The organism is Pseudomonas sp. AB6 (genome assembly GCF_034314105.1).
Taxonomy (GTDB): domain Bacteria; phylum Pseudomonadota; class Gammaproteobacteria; order Pseudomonadales; family Pseudomonadaceae; genus Aquipseudomonas.
Genome location: NZ_JAVIWJ010000001.1, coordinates 1,511,308 through 1,535,882 on the forward strand (window position 1 = coordinate 1,511,308; position 24,575 = coordinate 1,535,882).

The 24,575-nt window shown below is 53.3% G+C and carries 20 protein-coding genes and 3 pseudogenes; 10 read left to right on the plus strand and 13 right to left on the minus strand.

What is annotated here, in order from left to right:
- Positions 1 to 7 precede the first annotated feature (7 nt).
- Entirely contained in the window at positions 8 to 1,423 is a 1,416-nt protein-coding gene (locus tag RGW60_RS07350; protein WP_322203485.1) for a DNA polymerase Y family protein, read from the plus strand.
- Positions 1,411 to 4,509 (plus strand): error-prone DNA polymerase, encoded by a 3,099-nt coding sequence (locus tag RGW60_RS07355; RefSeq protein WP_322203486.1) that lies wholly within the window; start codon positions 1,411 to 1,413, stop codon positions 4,507 to 4,509. Before RGW60_RS07350 ends, RGW60_RS07355 begins: the two co-directional genes overlap by 13 nt.
- A gap of 158 nt (positions 4,510 to 4,667) precedes the next feature.
- On the opposite strand, the gene RGW60_RS07360 is transcribed toward RGW60_RS07355, so the two are convergent.
- The 4 genes and pseudogenes from RGW60_RS07360 to RGW60_RS07375 all read right to left on the minus strand — a co-directional run bounded on the left by RGW60_RS07360 (position 4,668) and on the right by RGW60_RS07375 (position 5,878).
- A complete protein-coding gene (locus tag RGW60_RS07360) occupies positions 4,668 to 4,979 on the minus strand; it encodes a pentapeptide MXKDX repeat protein (protein WP_322203487.1) in 312 nt (103 codons plus the stop codon).
- Between the two features lie 137 nt (positions 4,980 to 5,116).
- A pseudogene (locus RGW60_RS07365) lies at positions 5,117 to 5,275 on the minus strand (hypothetical protein); the annotation flags it as partial.
- Positions 5,276 to 5,369: 94 nt separating this feature from the next.
- Positions 5,370 to 5,672 (minus strand): hypothetical protein, encoded by a 303-nt coding sequence (locus tag RGW60_RS07370; RefSeq protein WP_322203490.1) that lies wholly within the window; start codon positions 5,670 to 5,672, stop codon positions 5,370 to 5,372.
- On the minus strand, positions 5,663 to 5,878 hold the full coding sequence (locus RGW60_RS07375) for a hypothetical protein (RefSeq protein ID WP_322203492.1): 216 nt from the start codon (positions 5,876 to 5,878) through the stop codon (positions 5,663 to 5,665). The genes RGW60_RS07370 and RGW60_RS07375 overlap by 10 nt, the downstream gene beginning before the upstream one ends.
- Before the next feature lie 60 nt (positions 5,879 to 5,938).
- Between RGW60_RS07375 and RGW60_RS07380 the strand changes: the two are divergent.
- Both RGW60_RS07380 and RGW60_RS07385 read left to right on the plus strand, forming a co-directional pair.
- A pseudogene (locus RGW60_RS07380) lies at positions 5,939 to 6,060 on the plus strand (lactoylglutathione lyase); the annotation flags it as partial.
- Between the two features lie 377 nt (positions 6,061 to 6,437).
- Entirely contained in the window at positions 6,438 to 8,018 is a 1,581-nt protein-coding gene (locus RGW60_RS07385; RefSeq protein ID WP_322203494.1) for a glycosyltransferase family 39 protein, read from the plus strand.
- A 97-nt stretch (positions 8,019 to 8,115) separates the two neighbouring features.
- On the opposite strand, the gene RGW60_RS07390 is transcribed toward RGW60_RS07385, so the two are convergent.
- The 3 genes from RGW60_RS07390 to RGW60_RS07400 form a co-directional block, all read right to left on the minus strand.
- Positions 8,116 to 9,195, minus strand: a complete 1,080-nt coding sequence (locus tag RGW60_RS07390; protein WP_322203496.1) for an alkene reductase — start codon at positions 9,193 to 9,195, stop codon at positions 8,116 to 8,118.
- Between the two features lie 107 nt (positions 9,196 to 9,302).
- Positions 9,303 to 10,669 (minus strand): IS3 family transposase gene (locus RGW60_RS07395; RefSeq protein WP_416194835.1). Its coding sequence is split into 2 segments (ribosomal slippage): positions 9,303 to 10,190 and positions 10,193 to 10,669, totalling 1,365 coding nucleotides; the frame shifts between segments, so codons are not numbered across the junction.
- 164 nt (positions 10,670 to 10,833) lie between these two features.
- The gene (locus tag RGW60_RS07400; protein ID WP_322203497.1) at positions 10,834 to 11,409 is read right to left on the minus strand and encodes a GNAT family N-acetyltransferase; all 576 of its coding nucleotides are present in this window, start codon (positions 11,407 to 11,409) and stop codon (positions 10,834 to 10,836) included.
- 141 nt (positions 11,410 to 11,550) lie between these two features.
- Between RGW60_RS07400 and RGW60_RS07405 the strand changes: the two are divergent.
- The 4 genes and pseudogenes from RGW60_RS07405 to RGW60_RS07420 form a co-directional block, all read left to right on the plus strand.
- Positions 11,551 to 11,787, plus strand: a pseudogene (locus RGW60_RS07405) (TonB-dependent copper receptor); the annotation flags it as partial.
- Positions 11,788 to 11,916: 129 nt separating this feature from the next.
- Positions 11,917 to 12,843 carry a Gfo/Idh/MocA family oxidoreductase gene (locus tag RGW60_RS07410; RefSeq protein WP_322203499.1) on the plus strand — a complete coding sequence of 309 codons (927 nt, stop codon included), beginning with the start codon at positions 11,917 to 11,919 and terminating at the stop codon, positions 12,841 to 12,843.
- Positions 12,844 to 13,493: 650 nt separating this feature from the next.
- Positions 13,494 to 15,074: a PAS domain-containing methyl-accepting chemotaxis protein gene (locus tag RGW60_RS07415; protein WP_322203501.1), complete on the plus strand. Its 1,581-nt coding sequence runs from the start codon at positions 13,494 to 13,496 to the stop codon at positions 15,072 to 15,074.
- A gap of 45 nt (positions 15,075 to 15,119) precedes the next feature.
- Positions 15,120 to 16,736 (plus strand): sensor domain-containing diguanylate cyclase, encoded by a 1,617-nt coding sequence (locus RGW60_RS07420; RefSeq protein ID WP_322203503.1) that lies wholly within the window; start codon positions 15,120 to 15,122, stop codon positions 16,734 to 16,736.
- A gap of 72 nt (positions 16,737 to 16,808) precedes the next feature.
- Here RGW60_RS07420 and RGW60_RS07425 read toward each other — a convergent pair whose 3' ends face one another.
- Positions 16,809 to 18,053 (minus strand): MFS transporter, encoded by a 1,245-nt coding sequence (locus RGW60_RS07425; RefSeq protein WP_322203504.1) that lies wholly within the window; start codon positions 18,051 to 18,053, stop codon positions 16,809 to 16,811.
- A gap of 139 nt (positions 18,054 to 18,192) precedes the next feature.
- Here RGW60_RS07425 and RGW60_RS07430 point away from each other — a divergent pair, with 139 nt between their 5' ends.
- Positions 18,193 to 19,596, plus strand: a complete 1,404-nt coding sequence (locus RGW60_RS07430; protein ID WP_322203505.1) for a PLP-dependent aminotransferase family protein — start codon at positions 18,193 to 18,195, stop codon at positions 19,594 to 19,596.
- 99 nt (positions 19,597 to 19,695) lie between these two features.
- Here RGW60_RS07430 and RGW60_RS07435 read toward each other — a convergent pair whose 3' ends face one another.
- The 5 genes from RGW60_RS07435 to RGW60_RS07455 all read right to left on the minus strand — a co-directional run bounded on the left by RGW60_RS07435 (position 19,696) and on the right by RGW60_RS07455 (position 23,935).
- Positions 19,696 to 20,679 carry an aldo/keto reductase gene (locus RGW60_RS07435; protein WP_322203506.1) on the minus strand — a complete coding sequence of 328 codons (984 nt, stop codon included), beginning with the start codon at positions 20,677 to 20,679 and terminating at the stop codon, positions 19,696 to 19,698.
- A 164-nt stretch (positions 20,680 to 20,843) separates the two neighbouring features.
- A complete protein-coding gene (locus RGW60_RS07440; RefSeq protein WP_322203507.1) occupies positions 20,844 to 22,385 on the minus strand; it encodes a cryptochrome/photolyase family protein in 1,542 nt (513 codons plus the stop codon).
- The gene (locus RGW60_RS07445) at positions 22,382 to 22,687 is read right to left on the minus strand and encodes a DUF6482 family protein (RefSeq protein ID WP_322206865.1); all 306 of its coding nucleotides are present in this window, start codon (positions 22,685 to 22,687) and stop codon (positions 22,382 to 22,384) included. The genes RGW60_RS07440 and RGW60_RS07445 overlap by 4 nt, the downstream gene beginning before the upstream one ends.
- Positions 22,688 to 22,701: 14 nt before the next feature.
- On the minus strand, positions 22,702 to 23,412 hold the full coding sequence (locus tag RGW60_RS07450) for an SDR family NAD(P)-dependent oxidoreductase (RefSeq protein ID WP_322203508.1): 711 nt from the start codon (positions 23,410 to 23,412) through the stop codon (positions 22,702 to 22,704).
- Between the two features lie 58 nt (positions 23,413 to 23,470).
- Positions 23,471 to 23,935 (minus strand): DUF393 domain-containing protein, encoded by a 465-nt coding sequence (locus tag RGW60_RS07455; protein ID WP_322203510.1) that lies wholly within the window; start codon positions 23,933 to 23,935, stop codon positions 23,471 to 23,473.
- 301 nt (positions 23,936 to 24,236) lie between these two features.
- Here RGW60_RS07455 and RGW60_RS07460 point away from each other — a divergent pair, with 301 nt between their 5' ends.
- Positions 24,237 to 24,563: a hypothetical protein gene (locus RGW60_RS07460; RefSeq protein ID WP_322203512.1), complete on the plus strand. Its 327-nt coding sequence runs from the start codon at positions 24,237 to 24,239 to the stop codon at positions 24,561 to 24,563.
- Positions 24,564 to 24,575: the final 12 nt, after the last annotated feature.

Sequence of the window (24,575 nt, forward strand, 5' to 3'; positions counted from 1 at the left end):
GGTTCATATGCTCTGGGCCTGTGTCTTGCTGCCACAGTTGGCGCTCGACGGCGTGATGCGCCGTCGCGCCGATCCTGACCAACCGTTGGCGCTGCTGACCGGTAGCCCCCAACGTCGCATGTTGCAGACCGTCAATCCGTCTGCGCGGGCGTTGGGCCTGCGTGCCGGACAATCGTTGGCGGCCGCGCAGGCATTGGTCCGCGATTTTGCGACGGTGGAATATGAGCCGGCCGATATCGACCGTTGGCAACGGTTATTGGCGGCCTGGGCCTACCGGTTCAGTTCCCAGGTCAGCTTGAAATACCCTCGGGTATTGATGATGGAAATCGAATCCAGTCTGGGCCTGTTTGGACCGTGGACGGTGTTCGAAAAGCGTCTGCGGGACGAGTTGAATGCCCTGGGTTTTCATCATCGAATCGTGGTCGCACCCAACCCAGCGGCGGCGCGGATGTTGACCAATGTGCATGATGGTCTTGCCGTGACCACCCGCGAATCGCTGTACGAAGCCTTGGCGCCGATGCCGATCGACCGCGTTGGCCTCAGTCGGGAAGTGTCCACCGCTTTTTCGCGCATGGGTTTGCGCACACTGCAGAGCGTGCTGGCCTTGCCTCGTAATACCTTGGCGCGGCGCTTCCCGGTTCAGGTGTTACAGCATCTGGACACTCTGCTGGGCGAGCGAGCCTTGACGCTGGAGTGTTACCGGCCACCCGATTTTTTTGATACCCGTATCGAGCTGAATTTCGATGTCGAATCCCATCAGGCACTGTTGTTCCCGCTAAAGCGTCTGATTTCTGATCTTGCGGTGTTCCTTGCCGGACGTGACAGCGGCGTTCAGCGCTTTGCGATTCATCTTGAGCACGTTGAGGGTCAAGACACGGTGGTGCCGGTCGGGTTGCTCAGCGCCGAGCGTGATACCGCAATGCTGTTTGAGTTGGCCCGGGAGCGGCTAGAGCGAATACAAGTCCCATCACCCGTACGTGCGGTGCGTTTACTGGCCCGTGATCTACCGGGCTTTATACCGGCACGCCGTGAGCTATTCGATGAGCGTGCTCAGCAGGCAATGCCTTGGGAGCAACTGCGCGAACGGTTGCGAGCGCGATTGGGTGATGAAGCGGTCAACGGTTTGCGTGCCCATGCCGATCACCGTCCCGAATGCGCTTGGCAACCGAGCATTGAAACCAAATCCTCTGGACCGCTGCTGATGGCTCTGCGTCCGGGTTGGTTATTGCGTGAGCCGGTGCCGCTGAGCGAGTCGGACGTGCGTATTCTCGCGGGCCCCGAGCGTATCGAGTCCGGTTGGTGGGATGGTGGCGATGTACGGCGCGATTATTTTCTGGTGGAAACCCGCTCCGGTCAGCGTGCCTGGGTCTATCAAACGGTAGGGGAAAACGGCACCTTGCAATTACAGGGATGGTTTGCATGACGACCGTGACCACTGAATATGTCGAGCTGCATTGCCTGAGTAACTTCAGTTTTCAACGTGGAGCTTCCAGCGCCAAGGAATTGTTCGAACGTGCCCAGCGCCACAGTTACCAAGCGCTGGCGATTACCGACGAATGCACGTTGGCCGGTATTGTCCGCGCCTGGCAAGCGTCGCGGAAAACCGGTTTGCCAATGATCATCGGTAGCGAAATGCGCGTCGAAAATGGCCCCGCAGTGGTGCTGCTGGTAGAAAACCTCAGCGGCTATCAGGCCCTTTGCCGGTTGATCACTGTCGGTCGGCGTCGCGCCAAGAAGGGCGAGTATCGCCTGTTGCGTGAAGATTTCTACGAGCCGTTAAAGGGCTTATTGGCGCTCTGGCTACCGGATTTACTCAGTGAAACCTGTCTAGAGCATGGTCATTGGCTGAACAGCGTGTTTCCCGAGCGGTTATGGCTCGCCGTTGAATTGCATCGCGGCCCTGATGATGCTCAGCGCCTGAACGATCTCTTGGCATTAGCCGAGTTAATGAACATTCCAGCTGTGGCCAGTGGCGATGTCCACATGCACGCTCGTGGTCGACGCGCCCTGCAAGACACCATGACGGCGATTCGTCATCACACCACCGTGGCTGAAGCCGGGCATCGCTTATTTCCCAACGGCGAACGGCATTTACGTTCACTACCGCAATTGGCAGAGCTGTACCCGGCGCAATTGTTGGCAGAAACAACGCGCATTGCCCAGCGCTGCAACTTCGATCTGGGCCAGCTGCATTATGAATACCCTCATGAACTAGTGCCCAAAGACCATACTGCGGCCACTTGGCTACGGCAGATGACAGAAGAGGGTGTGCTTCGCCGCTGGCCCGGCGGTATGCCCGAAAAAGCGCGCACGCTCATCGAGCGCGAATTGAGCCTGATCAGTGAAATGGGTTACGAAAGCTACTTCCTGACCGTGCACGATATCGTCCGCTTCGCCCGTAGCCAATCCATTCTGTGTCAGGGCCGGGGTTCAGCCGCTAATTCAGCCGTGTGTTTTGCCTTAGGCATCACCGAGTTAAACCCATCGGTGAGCCACATGCTGTTCGAGCGCTTTATGTCCAAAGAGCGCAACGAACCGCCGGATATCGATGTCGATTTTGAGCACGAGCGTCGCGAAGAAGTCTTGCAGTATGTGTTTCAACGCTATGGCCGAGGCAGAGCAGCGCTGACTGCCGTGGCCAGCACCTATCACGGTTCCGGGGCAGTTCGAGATGTAGCCAAAGTACTGGGTTTGCCACCCGACCAGATTAATGCACTGGCTGATTGTTTTGGCCGTTGGAGCGATAACCTGCCGCCGCCCGAACGCCTGCGTGAATGTGGTTTCGAGCCCGACAGCCCGATCCTGCGCCGGGTCTTGGCTCTGACCGGAGAATTGATCGGTTTTCCTCGGCATTTGTCCCAGCATCCGGGCGGTTTCGTCATTTCCGAACACCCGTTAGAAACCCTGGTGCCCGTGGAAAACGCAGCCATGGCTGACCGCACTATTATTCAGTGGGACAAGGATGATCTGGATTTGGTTGGGCTACTAAAAATCGACATTTTGGCACTGGGCATGCTCAGCGCCTTGCGACGAACGTTCGATCTAGTGCGCCGCTACCGGGGTTATGACTTGACATTGGCGACCATTGAACAAGACGACGTCGCCACCTACGACATGATCAGCCGTGCTGACACGGTGGGCGTGTTCCAGATCGAATCTCGGGCGCAAATGGCCATGCTGCCACGCTTGAAACCCAAAAAATTCTACGATTTGGTTATCGAAGTGGCCATCGTTCGACCGGGACCGATTCAGGGAAACATGGTGCATCCGTACTTGCGGCGGCGTAATAAAGAAGAACCAATCACCTATCCCTCTGAACAACTGAAAGCGGTGTTCGAACGCACCCTTGGCGTGCCGCTGTTTCAGGAGCAGGTGATGGAATTGGCGGTGGTCGCTGCCGATTACACGCCGGGGGAGGCGGACCAATTGCGCCGTTCCATGGCTGCCTGGAAACGCCACGGCGGGCTTGAACCGCATCAAAAGCGCTTGACCGAAGGCATGCTCAAGAATGGCTACACCCTGGAATTCGCCAACCATATCTTCGAGCAGATCAAAGGCTTTGGCAGCTATGGTTTTCCGGAGTCCCATGCCGCTAGTTTTGCCTTGCTGACGTACGCCAGTTGCTGGCTCAAGTGCCATGAACCAGCGGCCTTTGCCTGCGCCCTGATCAACAGTTGGCCCATGGGTTTCTACAGCCCCGATCAAATATTGCAGGACGCACGTCGTCATCAAATTGAAATACGGCCGGTGGATGTGCGTTACAGCGAATGGGATTGTTCACTTGAACCCTGCACAGGGGACTTGGCAATTCGCCTTGGCCTGCGCATGGTTCGAGGATTTCGTGAGGAAGACGCGCAGCGTATCCAACACACTCGAACACAGCGGGCGTTTGTCGATGCCAGCGACCTGTGCGGACGCGCCCGTTTAGACCTTCATGCCCGAGAATTATTGGCCGACTCCGGGGCGTTACGCGGTTTGCTCGGTCATCGGCATCGGGCGCGCTGGGAGGTGGCTGGTGTGGAAGCGCAACGACCACTGTTCGCCGAGCAAGCGGCCACCGAAGAACCTCAGGTGCTGTTGCCGTTACCCACCGTGGGCGAAGACCTTTACGCCGATTACAATACGCTCGGAACCACACTCGGCCCGCATCCATTGGCTTTGCTGCGGATTCAACTCACTACTAGACGATGCCGCAGCTCAAGAGAGCTGATCAGTATTGAGCACGGCTGCAGCATCAATGCCGCAGGACTGGTGACGGGTCGACAGCGTCCTCAAACCGCCAGCGGGGTGATTTTTGTCACTCTTGAAGATGAACACGGGATGATCAACGTGGTGGTCTGGCACGACCTTGCCGAACGCCAACGTCGTGTGTTGGTGAACTCACGCTTGTTGCAGGTCTATGGTCGCCTGGAAACCAAAGACGGTGTTCGTCACTTGATCGCCCAACGCTTGCAGGATCTGACACCGCTATTAACTGGGCTGGAGGTGCGTAGTCGGGATTTCAAATAACGCTAAATTCTAATACTGAGTACCGTGTTGCCCTGTACAAAAAGGAGTTGATGTCCACTGTGCAATCACATTTATTTGCAGGAACCAACTTAATCTAGGGGAGGCTCACTGAACCTGATTAAGCCTGCTCCCCAACACGTTGGCTCCTGCATAACAAATCAGTGGGACATTGGGTCTTTGGCTTCGTCCTTGCTCATGTTGTCTTTCTTCATGGCGTCTTTGGACATGCTGTCTTTGCTCATGTTGTCTTTTTTCATAGCGTCTTTGGACATGCTGTCCTTGCTCATGTTGTCTTTTTTCATAGCGTCTTTGGACATGCTGTCCTTGCTCATGTTGTCTTTTTTCATGGCGTCTTTGGACATACTGTCCTTGCTCATCGCATCGCCGCTGGTGGTATCGGCTGCGAAGGCGCTACCAACAGCACCTAAAGCCATGCACATGGACAATACGACTACGGATAATTTTTTCATGAGAACTTCCTTTCGAACGTTGGGTTTGAGCAGCGTACAACGTGGGTTGCACGCCGTTAGTTATTCGCTAACTGGTCTCCATTGTTGAGCGCTCGCCGTAACGAAGTCCTCACGCATTCTTAAATTAAACGTGATAACTAAGTACGCCCCAACGCCATTAGATCCGCCGCCTTGTATACCGCTTCGCCGTGGGTGAACGCATGCTCGCGCATGGCCAGATCATTCGGGTGATCGTCGTAATGGACATTGGCCACCGGCATGCCGAACTGGTCTTTGGATTGGTCATTAACGGTGACACGGTTGCTGGCATGGCATTACCTGCCACTGCAACCACCCGTGCTTTTTGCCGATGCAGTTGACCTTTGGCGTCGGCGTAGACCACCGCGCTGGCTAAGCCCTTGTCGTCTTGCTCAATGCGTAGCACTTGGGCCTGGGTACGCATTCAAGTTTGTCGGTGGCTTCAGCGGCGGGGATTTCGGTGTAAAGCGTTGACCACTTCGCGCCCATTTTGCAGCCCTGGAAGCAGAAGCCCAACTGCTGGCATGAGGCTCGACCGGCCCGAGGTGCGTTGTTGATCGCCATGTGCCCAGTGGAACATTCGGTGTAGCAGAGTTTTTTCGCACCGTTGTACAGCACTTTGAAATTGTTGTTGCCAGGCAAACCCGGAACGTCGTTGGTGCGTGTCACGCCCATCTTGTCTTCGGCGCGGCGTAATAGGATTCAAGCTCGGCCAACGTGACAGGCCAATCCAGCAGGTCGGCATCTTTGACAGCGCCATAAGTCTGCAAAGCGGGGAATTCATAGTCACGAAAACGCAAACTGGCCCCGGCCCAATGTGTCGTGGTGCCACCTACGGTCTTACAGATCCAGGCCGGCAGGTTCGGGAAGTCTTTCGCCACCCGCCAAGTACCGGAAGTGGTGCGTTTAGCTGACCATGCGAGTTGAGCGAACGAGGGCCATTCGTTAAACGTCTGGACAAAGGCATGAAAAACATGTGGCTTTCATCAGCGATCCTGATAATTACTGGATCGAGATAGTTCAGGCGGATTTGCTCAACAATCTCGGTAAAAGCTCAAAGTAGACCAAGCGTTTCACTTCCTGGTAGCGAACCGGACATTTCTGCGCTACCTCACGTTAGGCGGACCGGCTCGATAAAGGTACCTACGCTTAGTCGGACTGGAAATAAGCTTGTTTACGTATGGGATCGCGCATGTTCGATGGATTTGCTCGGAACTTGTTCCGAAATTAAGCCTCAATAGCGCATTACGTGTGACCTGGACGGGTTAAATCTATTCTCAGTTGGACGTTGGAATAACTGCGCAGGTACCATCGCGGCAAAGCCAGCAGAGACGTTGTCGGTGACGATTACCTGCGCATTTGCTATGCGCAGCGCCGTGCCTTGAATCCTTGATATGGCGAGTATGGCAGTACCATTTTGATGGCTTGGGTGGAGGGCGGATGAAGCTACAACGAAATTATGAGCTAGGGGAGGCCCTCTATAGCCATCAGCTAGAAGGAACCAGACGCTCGTCACTATCGACCCATAGCCTGTGGATACATGCGTTATGGCTCGTCCCGATTTTGGCATTGGCATCTATCGCGCGCTTTTACGGTTTAATCCAGACGGCTATCTGGTGTGACGAAGGCTCCAGCCTGCTAATGAGTCAGTACTCACCTGCGCAGACTTGGTATCACAGCGCGCACGACGTTCACCCTCCTTTGTATTACTTGATACTCCATGCCTGGATGAATATCTTCGGCAACGGTATTTTTTCGATTCGCGCCATGAGCGCTTTACCCGGTATCGCCACCGTAGGACTCGCGGTCTGGTTGATGCGCTTAATCACAACCCCCAGGGCGGCGGTGCTAGGTGGAATGTTATTGGCCTTGATGCCCATTGCCGTGCGCTACAGCCAAGAAGTGCGGATGTACTCTCTGATGGGTTTCTGGTTGATGGGCGCGACCGTGGCCTTGGTTTATTGGGTCAAAAATCCCAATCGGCACCGTTATTTGGTCATCTATGCGCTGCTGATGACTGCCAGCTTCTATACGCATTACTTTACCTGCCTATGCGTACTGGCCCACTGGTTCTATCTGTTAGCACTGCGCTGTAAGTCTGAGGACAAACTCAAGTTGATCTCGCGGCCAGCATGGTGGGTGACAAACATCGCAATTGTGGTGTTGTATGCGCCGTGGATTCCTAGTTTGCTCGGGCAGTTGACTCACCTCGATCAGTTGCGCGTAGGCGGCGATGTAGGCTGGATTCCGCCTGTCACCTTGGACTCTTTACCGTCTGCAATCTGGCAATTTCTGACGTTAAAGGACGGTACTGACGTTTGGTTTGCGCTTTATGTATTAGTGCCGCTGGCAATCGCGGCAATCGCCATCATGGTTGTCGTGCAAGACCGCAGTCACTACCGGTTTAACGGGTTACTGGTGGCGTATACCTTTCTACCGCTGCTAGTGATTTTTGCGGTGTCTTTCGTTACACCACTGCTGGTCGAGCGCTACTTAATGTTTTCTGCTATTGGCTTACCTTTGGTGCTGGCGGTTGCTATTGATCAGCTCGAACGACGCTTTCGCTTTCTGGCGATTGGCCTGTTGGTCGCGGTATTGGGCATTGAAATGGTCGGCCTAAAGAACGATTACAGCGTAGACAACGATCAGTTCGACGTTCTGGTCAGCTATGTCAATCAAAACTTCGTTGCGGGGGACCGCATTGTGGTTAGCGATCTGTTCTGGTATTTCGGCTACGTTTATTACAACAAGACCGGCGTACAGCCCTTGCTCTATACGCCTTCGCTGCCGGACGGTACTTCAGGACGTCCAAATGCCTACGGCTTCGGTACATTGGTCGACGAGCACGCGGATAAAATCTACGTTGATCGCCTGCAGGTTATGCCCAAGGGTACGGGGCGAGTATGGCTGGTCAGTGGAAGCTACCAACCCGATGAATTTCGCTCGATCCCAAGCGACTGGAGCAAAGAACAAGAATTAAAGGTAGGTGATACCGAGGTTCGCTTGTACTCGATTCAATGAGTTCTATCGACGGCGTGTGGGGTGCAATACAAAATTCACAGGCAAAAAAGCGAGCGGTTTAAGACAGCACGGCTCGCTTTTTCTTACTGCGACTGGCTCAATCTTCGGCTGTAGGATAGTCGACGTAGCCTTCAGGCCCTTGGCTATACCAGGTCTGCATGACGTCAGCATTCAGTGGCAAGCCGTTGGCGAACCGATACGGCAAGTCAGGGTTGGCAAGAAACGGACGTCCGAAAGCAATGCCATCGGCTTCGCCTGCTGCCAGCGCAGCCTGGGCGCGTTCAAAGCTGTAATCAGAGTTCAAAAACAGCGCGCGGCTAAAGGCTTTGCGAATCACCGGATGAATAGGTGGTTGATCAGCTTTGCCAAAGGTGCCATTGAATGGCGGCTCGCGCAGCTCTAGATAAGCGATACCAATTTTGTCGAGGGCAGACGCTGCGGCACCAAACAGGGCTTGCGGATTGCTGTCATTGACACCCTGGGAGTCCCCGTTGGGCGACAACCGCACTCCAGTGCGCTCGGCGCCAATTGTGTCGGCGACTCGCTGAGTAACTTCAACCAAAAGACGAATGCGGTTCTCTATCGACCCGCCGTATTCATCCTCTCGAAAATTAGTGTTATCACGTAGAAATTGGTCAATCAGGTAGCCATTAGCAGCGTGCACTTGCACACCATCAAACCCTGCCGCCATAGCATTTTTAGCAGCCTGGGCGTAGTCATCAAGTAAGCGGTTGATTTCCTCAATACTCAACGGCCGGGCCAATGCGTAGGGTTGTTTGCCGTTATAGGTATGTGCGCTGCCCGGCGCCGTTGTAGCCGACGATGAAACTGGCTGAGCACCGTCGAGAAAGCTTGGATGGACGATGCGACCCATGTGCCACAATTGCAGATCAATATGCCCGCCCGCCTGATGAACAGCGTCTGTAACTTGCTTCCAAGCATGAACCTGCTCGTCGTTCCAGATTCCTGGCGCATACGGCCAGCCTAAACCTTCCTGACTGATGCCAGTTGCTTCGGTGATGATTAAACCGGCGCTGGCTCGCTGGGAGTAATACTCAATCATCAATTCGGTGGGTACGTGCTCACGGGTCGCACGACCACGAGTTAGCGGTGCCATCAATATGCGATTTGGCGCGCAGACGGTGCCGATGTTTAACGGATCAAAAAGAGATGGCATTGGATTTCCTTATAAAAAAATTTTAGAAGGCGGTCGTCGAGACAAGAATGGGGCAACTGAATAGGACTCTGAACTGCGCCCCAAATGTTGGACAGTGATTGAATAAGCTACGCGGCCTGAGTTCTGTATGCCACTGGACTCAAGCCGTTGAGCTTCATTTTGATACGTTCGTGGTTGTAGTAATGGATGTATTCATCCAGTCCAGCCTCTAACTGAGCAACGCTGTCGAAGCGCTCCCGGTAGAAAAACTCTGATTTCAGTGTGCCGAAAAAGCTCTCCATCGTGGCATTGTCATGGCAGTTACCCTTGCGCGACATACTCTGTTCCAAGCTCATTTCTTCCAGACGATTTCGGTAGATGTGGTAGCGGTACTGCCAGCCCTGATCCGAGTGCACCATCGGTTTGGCGCCCTCTGGCAAGCGCTTCAACGCCTTTTCCAGCATGTTGCCCACCAAGGCGTAGCGAGGGCTGGTGTCTGTCTGGTACGCCACGATCTCTCCGTTGTACAAGTCCAGTATCGGCGACAGGTAGAGCTTTTCACCGGCTACCTTGAACTCGGTAACGTCGGTCACCCATTTCTCATTCGGCTGGTCGGCCTCGAATTGCCGAGCCAACGTGTTAGGTGCTACCTGCCCCTCAGGGCCTTTGTACGATTTATACTTCTTGGCTCGCACCGTGCACTTGAGGTTTAGTTCGGCCATCAGCCTGCGTACCGTTTTGCTGTTCACTATCCACCCGCCCTTGAGCAGCGTGGCGGTCATCCGGCGATAGCCATAGCGGCCCTTATGCTGGTCCTGGATAGTCTGAATAGAGGCTTTCAGCGGAGCAAATTTATCCCCGGCAGCCAGTACCTTGACCTGATAGTAGTAAGTACTGCGTGCCAAGCCGACCAGCTTGAGCAGGGCGTCGATTGGAAAATCGCTCCTCAGCTCAGTGACTACCCAGGCTTTTTCTTCGCTTCTTTGTCCCGCCTCATCGCCTCCTCGCCTAACACCTTTAACTTTTTTAGGTAGGCGTTCTCCATGCGCAGGTACTGAAGTTCGTCGAGCAACTCTTTGTGGGCGCGCTCTTCGTCGGTGAGCACTGCCGGTTTGCGGGGCTTGGCGGGGGGCTTTGGCATAACGTTACGTGGGCCTTTTTTCCCTGACGTCAGGGCTTCGATGCCGCCACTGTAATATTGCTGCTGCCATCTGCCTATCTGCGTTGAATTGCCCAGATTGAAAATCGCAGCCGTTTGCCGAAATGACAACTTCTCACGCTCCATGTGCTGGACAACGGACAGTTTGAACTCGGGACCATGTTCCTTCATACGCCCCTGCAGGCTGGCTTCCCCGTGCAGCTCGTAGGCCGCCACCCAACGACGGAGCAACGTAGGGTCCATCTGAAATTGAGCGGCTATGTGACGAAAACCTTGACCGCGCTCAAGGAAAGCATTGATGGCGGACCGCTTGAACTGCGTTGAATATTTACCCATGAAAAACACCCCGGTAGTTGGATGGGTGTCCAACATTTGGGGCGCAGTTCACTCTGTGGGAGCCGACTTGTTCGCTAAGAAATACGTCTGGGTATCTTAAGCTAAACCGCTCGGCCTTTTAGCCAACACATACTCGACTACCGATCGCGGATCAGCCATTGCAACTAACCCCGGCGCGGGCGCGAAACGACGGATTCAATGTTCTTGCGACCGATTAACCTGGCCTGTTCCGGGAAAGATTTTTTTACAGGGTTCGCGAGCCATTTGAACATCACCAGACAATCTACCAGCCCCAACTGCTTATGCCGATAGGCGCGGGGTATGCGTCCGACTGTCTCAAATCCAAGCGAGTGCCATAGCGCAACGGCCACTTCGTTGCTGACCACCACCGAGTTGAATTGCATGGCCGAAAAGCCGCTTTCACGCGCCAATTGCTGTGAGTGTTCGCACATCTGTCGAGCGACTCCACGCCCACGGGCTACCTCGCTGACCATATAGCCGCAATTGCTGACATGACTGCCCGGGCCTGCAGCGTTGGCTTTGAGGTAATAACTGCCGAGCAATACACCGTCCTCTTCGGCTACTAAAGTGTGTAGCGGGGTGTGAAACCACAACTGTAGTGCCTGCTCTTGGGTTGTCGCAGGTTCATAGGCATAGGTCTGCTGGGCAGAGACGATTGCTTGAAAGGTCGGCCAAAAGCCCTCGAAGTCGGAGGCGGTCATGGGGCGGATATGAATCATGGGATGCTCTGTACGTTTAACGAAAAGGCTGGCGGCTAATCAGTCTGGCAGCCTTCCTGCCTTCCCGGCAAACTTAAAAAATACGCTGAATGCCAAGGCATGCGCCGTTATGTCGCATATGGCTGAATACCCCTTCATACAGGCAATGTGGTGGGGCAGGATTTTGGCAAGAGCGCAGGATTTGGCGTGGTCTCACTTAACAGCAGCTATCGGCTCAGTAACCAGCTGAAGATCAGCACCAGCGTCGATAACGTGCTGGGCAAAGATTACACCGAGCATCTGAACCTTGCGGGCAACGCGGGCTTTGGTTATCCGGGTGGCAAGGCTGTCAACGAGCCAGGCCGAACCCTGTGGACCAAAGTCGACTTTAGCTTCTGAGCGTTTCAGGTCGAAAAAGGCGATATCTACTGGCATTGGAATGAATATCGTCACGTCCGCCAGTTGTTTAGCCGATGATTTGCGTCTAGGTTGCTGCATCGACCATAAATACAAAAACAGGAGTCAACGATGCAACCGATTCGTCTCGGTTTGGTGGGCTACGGCAAGATTGCTCAGGATCGACACGTACCAGCGATTCTCGCTAACTCTGCATTTCAACTGCTTGCAGTCGCAACCCTGGGGCAAGCATGCCCAGGAGTTGCGAACTTCAGTTCGTTGGAGGAAATGCTCAAGCAATTGCCATCGCTAGATGCCATCGCTTTTTGTACGCCGCCTCAAGGCCGTTACGCGCTAGTGCGTGCCGCCTTGGCTGCGGGAAAACACGTTTTGGTTGAAAAACCGCCCTGTGCCACCCTGGGGGAGGCAATGGCATTGGTGGAACAAGTTCGTGACCTGGGCGTAAGCGGTTTGTTTGCTTGGCACTCGCGTTTTGCCCCGGGCGTTGAAGCGGCACGCGAATGGCTATCGAGCCGTACTCTCCAGTCTGTACAAATCGATTGGAAAGAAGATGTGCGCAAATGGCACCCCGGCCAAGCATGGATCTGGCAACCAGGCGGCTTGGGTGTGTTTGATCCGGGTATTAATGCGTTATCCATTGTTACTCATTTATTACCATTGCCCCTGTTCGTTGAGTCGGCAGAGTTGAGAGTGCCCAGCAACTGCCAGTCGCCAATTGCTGCGTTGTTGCGTTTGTCAGACTCAAATCATCTGGACATTAAGGCCGAGTTTGATTTCGACCACGGGCATGGTGAGCTCTGGAGTATTGAGATTCGCTGTATCGAAGGCACACTGCGGCTGTACAACGGCGGGGCGTCTCTGACCATTGATGGAGTGGCTCAATCGGTAGCTGACGAAGGAGAGTACGAGGCCGTGTACAGACACTTCGAGCAATTGATTCAACGGAAAACCAGCGACCTTGACCTTCAGCCTTTACGACTGGTGGCCGACAGCTTTTTTATAGGCAGTCGAAAATCGGTGGAGCCGTTTTATGATTAACCCGTCGAAAACCCCTCTAATTCGTCGATCAACATACAGTTGATGTAGATTCTGTGAAAGCGAACGTGTTCGCGGGGCGCAGTGCCTCGCGCAAGATAGGGGCCATGGCTTACACGTTAGCTCACTTGGATTTCTAAGCCGGGCCACAGCAGGTCAGGTGAGCCAGATTAAAAAAACTTTTTCCTAACGATAATCGCGCATGGTCCCGGCTGATATTTGCAAATTTTTTTGCCTCCAGTAATTTACACCTTGTACATAGTTACACGTTATTGTACGGTCTCGTCCAAGCATCGACGTATTGGCTATGGGTTCCCTTGGTTGCCCGATACTTTAAAACTTTATACTAATCACTCTGCCCTCATGACAGGCAGCTACGTCATAGCGACTTTTTAGGTGAGGCCATAGTTATATAGTTAGCTAAGCAATTAACTGCCGACCCGCCATATTTATACGACAACGTTCTGACGGCAGTAATAAGTCAGTAAACAAAAATCTATAAAATCATGCGTTGCGGTGCCTTACTAAAGAGCACTACAAAATTATATTTGCTGTCTGACAATGGAACACTGCATTGCTAATTATCAGCAGTATCTTTGCTACGCATTCACTGCCCTGCGGTCGCTACGCGGCATTGATGACAAGGGTTTTTCATGAGAAATAATTTACCAGTAACTGGCCGTGCAATTAAACTTCCAGACGATGCAAATATTCTCTCAACCACCGATGGCGCCAGCCTAATCACGTATGTGAACCCCGACTTTATTAAGTTTAGTGGCTACAGCGAAGCGGAACTGCTAGGCCAACCCCATAATATCGTTAGGCATCCGGACATGCCCACGTTAGCGTTTAAGCACATGTGGGCGACATTGAATGCTGGACACTCCTGGATGGGACTGGTTAAGAATCGTTGTAAGAACGGCGATCATTACTGGGTCAGTGCATACGTCACACCTATTCGAAAGAATGGCAAAACGGTTGAATTCCAATCAGTGCGCACAGCACCTACCACGGCGCAAATCGAAGCAGCAGAAAAACTTTATGTACGTTTGCGTAATGGCCGAGGCTCGATCAGCCGTTGGTTGCGTTTAGGATTGGGCGCAAAAATCTCTTTGCTGGTATGTAGCTTGATTGCCCTTGGCACCTTTGGTCTCGACAGCATGTTGTCCATTCCGCCGTATGTTTCATTCATGCAAGCCGCGCTCAATTGTGCATTGAGCTATATCGCAATAGCCTTCGTACTCGGTCCCCTCCGGAGTTTGGCGCGCCAGACACGGGAGTTGGCGGATAACCCGGTGAGCCAGATTCTTTACACGGGACGAACGGACGAGATCGGTCAGATTCAGTTTGCGTTGTTGACCGCTCAGGCGGAAACCGGTGCTGTTATCGGTCGTATTGCCGACGCCTCTGATCGGTTGGGAGGTTGTGCAAAAAACCTGCTTGACGAGATCCATGCAAGTAACCGATTGACTGTCGAGCAGCAGGTCGAAACTGATCAAATCGCCACCGCGATCACTCAAATGGCGGCCAGCATCCAAGACGTCGCGCGCAATGCTCAGAGTGCTGCCAGCGCGGCGGAAAAAGCCGGCAATGAGACTCGCTTCGGACAGCAATTGGTAAGCGATACGAGCCGCATGATTACCGCTCTGGAAATTGAAATCCATCAGGCCACTCACGTGATTTATGCGCTTGAAAACCACAGCAATGATATTTCCCATGTCTTGGACGTGATTGGGGATATCACTGCGCAAATAAATATGTTGGCTCTCAATGCCGCCATCGAGGCTGCACGTGCAGGGGATCAAGGACGCGGTTTTGCAGTGGTCGCCGATGAGGTGCGCAGTTTGGCTGCGCGGACCCAGCAGTCAACCGCCGATATTCAGCAAATGATCAGCGCGCTGCAAGATGGCACACGCGCTGCGGTAAGTGTCATGGAGCAAAGCCGTGACCACGCACAATTAAGCGTTAGCCAAGCCCGCCAGGCAAGGGAGTCCCTTGGGGGCATCGGCCGTGGTGTCCATGAAATTACGGAAATGAACATGCAGATTGCGGCGGCGGTAGAAGAGCAGGGTGCAGTGAGCGAAGGTATTAACCGCAGTGTTTCTAACATTAGAGACGCTGCTGATCTGAGCGTCAGCACCAGCCAAAATAATCATGACAACGCAAGTGAAGCTTTACGGTTGACATCTGCACTGCATGAATTGACCAAGCAGTTTTGGGCGAAGTTGCATTAGCGACTTGATCCTGACGACATAGAAAAAACCGTCGCAAGATCAAGGATGACTCACCGGATAGCCTGCATACCACCCCAACATTTATTTAGCATCAATTTGCGCCGCCTTATTATTACTCTGGCACTTTTAAGTGCGGCGCTTACCTTGGTCAACAGCCTTTACGCCAGTTACCGTGTCCAACGTCAATTATTGATCGACAACACATTGGAGGCAAACCGTACCTACGCCACCAAGTTGGCTAACAGCACAGACGTATTTCTCATCGCGGCCAGGCAGCAACTGGCCTACAGTGCGGCGCTGTTAAGTGACCAGCTTGAAAACAAACAGCTAGTGCAATCGGAAGTACGGCGATTGCAATTACAGACGAACAGCTTTAATTCAGTCGTGATCGTGAATGAGCAGGGCTGGATAGTGGCGCTCTCGCCTGATTTATTTGCTGGAAAGCAAAAAATGACGAAGACACCCGGCGCTGCTGAAGCATTGGCCAAACAGCTACCCCTCATCAGTCAGCCCTACATCTCGGTCGCAGGAAATTTACTGGTATTTATTTCTCATCCCATTGTCGATCAGACGGGCCACTATTTCGGCTATATCGGCGGTACGCTGTACCTCAAGAAAAAAAGCATTCTCAACGATCTTTTAGGCGAACAGTATTACCACGATGGTTCTTACCTGTACGTGGTGGATCAGAACCGCCGCCTGTTGTATCACCCGGACCCTTCAAGGGTGGGTCAGATAGTGCACGGTAACCCCGTGGTCGACGCGGTGATTCGCGGCGAGAACGGCAAGAAGCGGCTGATTAACAGTCAGGGCATCAGTATGTTGGCTGGCTATGCCAATGTGCCGTCAGCGCATTGGGGAATTGTGGCGCAAAAGCAAACTCAAGCGACGCTGGCAGCACTCAATAATCTGATGCTTGATGTGCTGCGTAACACGCTCCCGTTGGGAATTCTCGGTTTTATCATTGTGTGGTGGCTAGCACGCCTAATTTCACGTCCACTGCTTCAATTAGCTGAAAGCGCTCAAGAAATGCAAATGCCCGGAGCGGCAGGGCGGATTGAACGCGTAAAGCCTTGGTACTACGAGGCGGCGCAACTTAAGCGCGTTATGCTGGTGGGGGTTCGTTTACTGCATGCAAAAATTGGTCTACTCACAAGCGAAGCCCAAACGGACTCCCTCACCGGTTTATACAATCGTCGTGTTTTGGAAAGCTCTTTAGAGCGACTGGAAACTGAAAAGACTCCATTTGCGGCGGTGGCTGTAGACATAGATCACTTCAAGCGAGTGAACGATAACTTCGGGCACGGTGTGGGCGATCAAGTGCTCAAGCGGCTTGGCGAGTTGATGCGGGTCAATACACGAGACAACGATGTTTTATGCCGAGTTGGGGGTGAAGAGTTTTTAATTCTTTTACCTAATAGTTCACCGGAGGTGGCCCTACGAGTTTCTGAACGTTTGCGTCAACACGTAGAGAGCTCGATGTTCGTGAGCGCGGGTCACATCACTATTTCGTTGGGAATCGCTCATTGGCCGCACAGTTCATCCAATGTCAATGAAGTCCTGAAGCTGGCAGACATTATGCTCTATACCGCTAAGCAATCCGGCCGAAATCAAGTCGTTTCAGCTCCTGCAAATCCGAGTAATAGAAACCTGGTTTCTTAGCTGGGTAACGAATCACACAATGAATCTCGTCGGCCAGGTTATTGGACTCTTGACCGGTCGGTATTTAGGCGGTCATTTCGGTATGCGAAGGGTGTTTATCGGCACGTTTGTCATGATGGCGGCCTGCGCGGCGGTCATGGCGGTACTTCGTCCGTTACCACAGCCTTTGGCGACATAGGCTTTATCTCGAATAATGATGATTCCTACCGTGGTCGCGCCCAGTAATAGAAACAGCCCAAACACCAGCAGCGCAATGTGGGCACCGAAGTAATCGGCCATTAAACCGGTGAGAATGACTGGAATACTGAATCCCACATACGCCAATAGAAAAAAACCGGCATTGGCGCGAACTTTGTTTGCACCGGCCATCGTCGTGACCGCCGAGAGGCCGCCCAAGTATATAAATCCGTAACACGAGCTGCTGGCGGCCAATGCGCCAATCAATACCGCGACCAAAGAGCCGCTGAGAGCGCCCCATGCCAACAATGCGTAGCTCAAGGGTAATACCAAAAGTCCCAACCCCGTGGCGTTAGCAGGTTGCATGCGCCTGACCAAGGGCTGAAAAAGTATCCCCCCGCTAATCACCGTGAAAGTAGACAGGCCCGACCAGCGCTCCAGATCATGGGTTGCAAGCACCGAAGGCAATAGGGCGATAACCACCCCTACTGTCGCCCACGCCAACAAAATAGAGAAACCGTAGGGGAGACTACCGGCGGGAAATGTAGGCAGGCGCAATAACGGTGTTTTTTTGATCTTCACAATAGAGTCCGGCAGTCGCACAACCACGACGATCGCCAAGCAGGCTAAAGCCAACTGCAGCCAAAAACTACCCGGCCTGACGCTATCGTGCGAGAGCAGAAACAGGCTGGTCAACGCCGCCCCCAATCCGAAGCCTAAGGACGTACTGGCCGTGACCCAGTGGGCTGGCGCGCGCGCGTCCCCGGTTGCCATTAATTCTGTCATGTAGGCAGTGCCGGTAGCCGAGGCGAGCCCTGTTCCTACGCCCAGCAACAGTCGCGCCAAACTCAGTGCCATCAAGTTTGGCCATAGCAACATGATGATTGTCGCCGTTATTGATAAACTCAGTGCCGTTAGTATTAACGGTTTGCGTCCCACCCGGTCAGCCAGCCCTCCGAGGGCAAGTAAAACCGGCAACACTCCCAGCACATAACCAGAAAAAGCCACCGCAGTAGCGCCCGCCCCATAGCCAGACAACTGCGCGTAGGTCGTATACAGGGGTGCCTGAAGGTTTACCGCGAGGGTTATCAAGCAAAGAGCAAAAGCCAGGCCCCACGTATGTCGATGCTGTAAGTTCAAGGGTGTTCCTCAATAGCAGGGGTTTTCAGTGTCCTTATAAAGCCCACTGACTATCCGTTCCAGGCATGACGCAAACAAGGAACAGACCGCTACCTTTTATGCTTAACTGTTTGCTCAAAAGTTGAGAACAGTACTCGCCGTGGACTTGAACATTGATCGTAACGCTGCATCGGGTGTCGCTCAGCAGCTCGTGAATAATGTTGTTAATTGGATAGGCCTACATCGCATTCGCCCCGGCGCTCGATTGCCGTCAATCCGACAACTGGCGCAGGAAAATGGCGTAAGCCTTTCCAGCGTTATAAACGCCTATGATCAACTGGTGGCCATCGGCGTACTGGAGTCTCGTCACGGATCGGGCTTCTTCGTGGCGCAGACGCGGCCTCAGTCCATAGGGACTAAACTTGAGGAGGACAACGGGGCATGGGAGCTGTTCGACAGTGAGTCAACGGAGCTAAAACTGGGTTGTGGCTGGCTGCCCGAGTCGTGGCGAGAGGGCGCTGACCTAGGTTTGGCAATCCGTCAGGTGGTGCGCAGCGACCCCCGATCGTTATTCAACTACAGCTCCCCGCTGGGCTCTGCTCACTTACGGCAGCATATTCAGAAACGTCTAAGCCTGATCGATCTTCACGTTGAACCGAACCAGATTATTACCACTCAGGGTGCCAGCCATGGCCTCGATTTATTGGTGCGTACCTTGCTCAAGCCGGGTGACTTGGTGTTGGTGGAAAGTCCTGGCTATTACAATCTATTCAACCTGTTGAAGTTCCACGGGATCAAAACCCTGGCTGTACCTAGAACCCAGCAGGGGCCGGATATCGCCAGTCTTGAGGCAATCCTCTGCCAATATTTCCCTTCTTATTTTTTCATCAATAGCATGTACCAAAACCCCACCGGCACCAGCCTCGCCCCGAGTGTTGCTTACCGATTATTGCAATTGGCAACGCAACATAATTTACGAATCATCGAAGACGATATCTACGCTGACTTTCAGAACGGCGCGACATCTCGTCTAGCAACCCTGGATGCCTTGGATCGTGTAATTTACCTCGCCAGTTTTTCCAAAACGCTGACCAGTTCATTACGAGTAGGCTATGTCGTTGCCCAGCCAGACCTCATCAATCAGTTAGCCGAGGTCAAGATGATTACCGGTTTAGGTTGTCCACTATTCGCTGAAAACGTGGTTGCCACATTGCTGGCCAATGGGTCTTATCGCAAAGTGGTTCAGCGCTTGCGCCAACGTCTAAACAAGCAAATGGCGAGTACACTTCGGCAACTTCACGAGGTTCATTGGGAGGTATTTTGCGAGCCCACTGGAGGTATGTTCGTATGGGTGCGCCCCCGGCATTTAAACACCCGCAAGGTCAATCAAATTGCCAAGGAGCTGCATGTTCAACTGTCGCTGGGGTCAGCGTTTATGCCAGAGGGTGAGGCGTACGGCTGGCTACGTCTGAATGTGGCCTACACCCAGGACATTCGCGCGCAGACATTCTTTCAGCGGATAGAGAAAGAATCGAAAGCGGCGGCAATACGAATCACGTCGTAATCGCAAAAAAAATAAATTATCAAAGGTCGCTATCTTCCTTTAATACAGATGAACCGCCCATGCTCGTATACGAGCGTAGGCGGTTCAACGGGAACGACATCAGCGGTCGACGCGCTGTTGCAAGTGGGCAGGGTAGCGATCTCCCGCCACCTTAATAAGCGCCAGTGCCGATTCGATGGTGGCCAAGTCAGTCGGGCTTAACTCGATGGTCGCAGCCCCCATATTTTCCTCAAGACGTTGTAGTTTAGTGGTGCCCGGAATAGGCACTATCCAAGGTTTTTGACTCAGCAGCCAAGCAAGTGCGATTTGAGCGCGCGTTGCGCCTTTTCCGTCGGCTATATGGCCTAGCGCCTCGACCAATTGCGCATTGGCCCTGCGGTTTTCCTCGTTAAAGCGCGGAACCGTATTACGGAAGTCGTCTTTTGCGAATGTGGTGGTGGCGTCGATGGCTCCGGTCAAGAACCCTCTGCCCAAAGGGCTGAACGGCACGAAGCCAATGCCTAGCTCCTCCAACACGGGAAAAATATCTTTTTCCGGCTCTCGCCACCACATCGAATACTCGCTTTGCAGCGCGGCGACCGGTTGCACTGCATGGGCTCGCCGGATTGATTGTACGCCGGCTTCCGACAGGCCGAAGTGTTTAACTTTGCCTTGCTCAATCAACTGTTTAACCGCGCCCGCGACATCTTCGATGGGAACATTTGTATCGACGCGATGCTGATATAAAAGATCGATACGGTCCGTTTTCAGACGCTTGAGGGAGGCTTCGACCACTGCTCGAATGGTTTCAGGACGGCTGTCTAGACCTTGGGCGACATCTGCATTTTTGAAGCCGAATTTTGTAGCGATTACGACTTCTTCGCGAAATGGGGCTAACGCCTCGCCCAGCAAGGCTTCGTTTACGTACGGTCCATAAACCTCAGCGGTGTCAAAAAGCGTGACACCTGCGTCAAAGGCACTCCGAATCAGCGATATAGCAGCTGACTTCTCCATCGCTGGACCATAGGCGAAACTCAAGCCCATACATCCCAAGCCTATGGCTGAGACTTCAAGGCGGCTGTTACCTAATGTGCGCTTGTGCATCATTCATCTCCTATTGAATAACTCATTGGAATTGAAATTATCGGTAGGTGCGAACGTGTTATTTAACAGACGAGCCCTGACGAAGTTTTTGGAGTTCTTCGCCAGTAAGTCGGCTTCCAATACAGCCTGAAAAAATCGGTTGATCAGCAGGGCCTCAATTATTTTCACAGAGATTCGCCAAGGTCTAATTTTGTAAGCAGCTCTTCGCCTTTCAACCAGATCGCCTCTCGTCGAGCTTGATCCATGCCCTGCAAATTGTGATACACCATAGCCAATCGGGGGTTACTCTCCAACAGGTCTTTATGGCGTATCAGAAAGTGCCAGTACAGCGAATTGAATGGGCAAGCCTGGGGGCCGACTGATTCGTCCACCCGGTATACGCATCCACCGCAATAGTCAGACATCCGTTGAATATAGCGACCGCTGGCACAATAAGGCTTGGAGCCAAGATAGCCTCCGTCCGCGTGCATCACCATGCCTAGGGTGTTGGGTAGCTCAACCCAATCGAATGCGTCCAAGTAAACAGCCAAATACCAGTCACATATTGCCTTGGGCAAGATGCCGGCAAGCAGTGCGAAATTACCAGTGATCATCAGCCGCTGTATGTGATGTGCGTAGCCAAACTCCATGGTTTGCCCGATCACCTGAGACATACAGCGCATATTGGTGGAGCCGGTCCAATAAAACTCGGGTAGCACCCGGCTGTTGCCGAAAGTGTTTAGACCAGCATATTCCGGCATGCGTAGCCAATAGATGCCGCGAACATATTCTCGCCAGCCGATCAGTTGTCTGATAAACCCTTCAGCAGCATTAAGCGGCACCCGACCTTGGCGATATTCGCTCTCCACTTCGGCGCAGAGTTGGCGTACATCGAGCAAGCCAATGTTGAGGGCTGCGCTGATTCGCGCATGGAACAGAAAAGGCTCTCCCTCAGCCATTGCATCCTGGTAGTTGCCAAAAGCCGCTAAAGAAAAATCGAGGAAATGCCGCCACAGCTCTTGGGCTTCTGCGTGGGTCACCGGGTAATCGAAACGATCCAGGCTGCCGTAATGATCCTTGAAGCGGTCGCGAACCGTTTCCATTACTTCGCGGGTAATGTCATCTGCCGCGAAACGCGCATGGAAAGGACCGCGCAAACCCTTCGGCAGTTTTTTTCGATTTTCCGTGTCAAGGTTCCAGACACCACCCACTGGGCTGCCATCTGGTTCGAGAAGCAGTTGAGTACGCTTGCGCATCCGACGGTAGAACACTTCCATTCGCAAATGAGCACGTGCCCCTGACCACTGTGCAAAATCTTCTCGGGAGCAGAGAAAGCGCCGGTCGGCATGCCAGATGATTGGCAGACTACACCCTCGTAATTCCTGTTCCAAACGCCATTCCCCGCATTCAGTCATGTGAACCTGATCTGCGGTCAACTCTTCAGCCCAACGACGTAATTCTCCAGCCAAAGTGCCGCAATTGCCGACATCATTGATTTGGACATAAATGACGTTCCACCCCCGCTCGCGCAAGGCCTGCGCAAAATGACGCATGGCGCTGAAGATAAGAACGATCTTCTGAGGATGGTGGGGGACGTAGTTGGCCTCGGCGATAACCTCTGCCATCAGTATGGTGTCGTGATCTGCATCCAATACGTCGAACAGACTTAGATCGAAAGACAGCTGATCACCCAGCACCAGTCCCAGATTTCGACCCTGCGATCTCAACGAGGCGTCGCCAGCGAAAAGGGAATTCTCATCGACTCGATGGGGCCTTCACGTCGGCCGCACATTTCATCGTGAACACACTGCTGCACAAGCACGCACGGAAATGGCGGAACCTGTTGCAGCAGATCGCGCAGATGAGTGATGGAGCGAAGGTGCATAGGCTTTGCCAAATCGTTCAGCAAGGTAAGATGGCCGCTATCCAGTCGGACGCTCGCTATATAGAAACCTCCCTCCAGCGAGAGCAGTTCCAGCTCACGTATTTCGCCGTTCGCGGCCAGTTCAGTCAACTTTTTCAGATTCAACATTCACTCCCTGCCTACCACGGTAGGCGCTCTCCGTCGTAAGCAAAGAAATTACCGCTGTCGGCAGGCTCCAAGCGGTCAATCAGCGATAGAAGCTCTTGCGCAGCGAGACTTGCCGGTCTTGCCGCTGCGGCGCCACGAAAGGGTTGGGACAGGTCCGAAATAACCGTACCAGGATGGAGACTGAGCAAGCGCGACTGGGGGCGGGTTCGTGCCAGTTCGATTGCGGCCGTTTTAATCAGCATATTCAACGCCGCCTTTGACGCGCGATAGGCGTACCAACCGCCCAAGCGGTTATCGCTGATGCTCCCGACCTTTGCAGACAGCAGCGCCATTGCTCCATGAGGGTCAAGCAATGGCAAGAAGTGGCGTAACACCAGAGCGGGGCCAAACGTATTCACTTGAAATACGGCCTTGAACGCATCGTCTTCAATAGCGCCATAACTTTTCTCAGGTTTGATTTCCCCACGATGGAGCAAACCTGCGGCATGCAAGATCAACTGATACGGCGCCTCTTTGGCCAATTCAGCTGCAGCCTTGGCGATACTCTCAGGTTCCTCCAGGTCCAACCGCGGAGAACTTTTGCGTCCCAACTCTCGAACCCCTGAGCAACGTGGATCCTGATTGAGCAATTCACAAAAGGCCGAACCAAGTGCTCCGCTGGCGCCTATCACCAAGACTCGATAGTCATCGCCAAGGGAATTCATCCGCAAGAATTCTGTCATTTTTTCTGTCTCTCCCGCAGACCGACGCTGGAAAGCAACGTCACCTGTAACATCTGGACTAGGTCTGTTTTCGTTTTACATCAGATGGGGCGCTTGGCGCGGAATTTAGCTCCGGTATCGTGCACCGGGCGTCGAGACAGCGACGGCCGCCATCAGGGTGAGGCAGCCATGCCAAATGAGGGCGTAGGCGGCAGAACAGGCTGTAGCCGAGTTCAAACAACGGTCGCAACGCAAGCCATGTCAGTGGGGTGGCCCAGATGCCCAACCCGGCTGCTCGCCAGCTCCATAGGGTAGCGTCCAGACCCGTAACCCATCTGCCATCGGCAAAGCTGGCATGAAGTGAGGACTGCATTTGCTCGAAAGTGAACCCCAGCGCGCTGGCATTGAAGTCCTCGCTGCTGATGTCAATCAACAGCAGTCGAGCCTCTATGGCACGTCGGCGCAGGAGCTTTATTTCTCGAGCGCAGAGCGGGCATTCACCATCAAAGTAGAGTGTCAGTGGCCATTGCTCGGCGTTATACATTGATACATACCTTGTATAGGTTTTGTACAAGGTATGCCGAATAAAACCGACTTGCAATGGCTGCTCTGTTTTCGTGTGATGTCCGCCATCGTGCCCGTACAGCATCGATGCGCGCGGGTGTGGCAGCGGCACGCTCCTTGATGTCATTGGCGGCAAATGAGCGCCGAGCCATTTCTACCTTCATGGGTGCCGCGCCGTGGGTGCTAGCTTGAGCAACGGACCTGAGATCAGGTTGGAGAAAGGGATTATCAACGTTAAGCTTCGTAGTCTTCAGCTCTCCGATAGATGACAGGTTCTTAGATTGGACGATGGTCTGATCGTTGCACCGGATCAGGTCCAGCGTCCTCAACAACTGGAAATTGGCGCTGAATCCTATATCCATATTTTCGCATCGACGTGCTCCGAAAGGCGCATTAGTCAGGAGTTAACCTTGAGCACCCTCGCGGAAATGGCAGCCGACTTCTTTAAATTTAAACTGCGGGCTGAAACACCTCTTTTGAACACGGTCAAGCAAAATTTATTGGCGGGGGAGGAGCGACGAGCATTTTTGAACGTGGCTGAAGGCCAGGACCCTCAGCCACACTTGATTTCGAATGATTTAATAGATCGGGTCGGAGAAAAGGCGTGATGCCAAAAACTT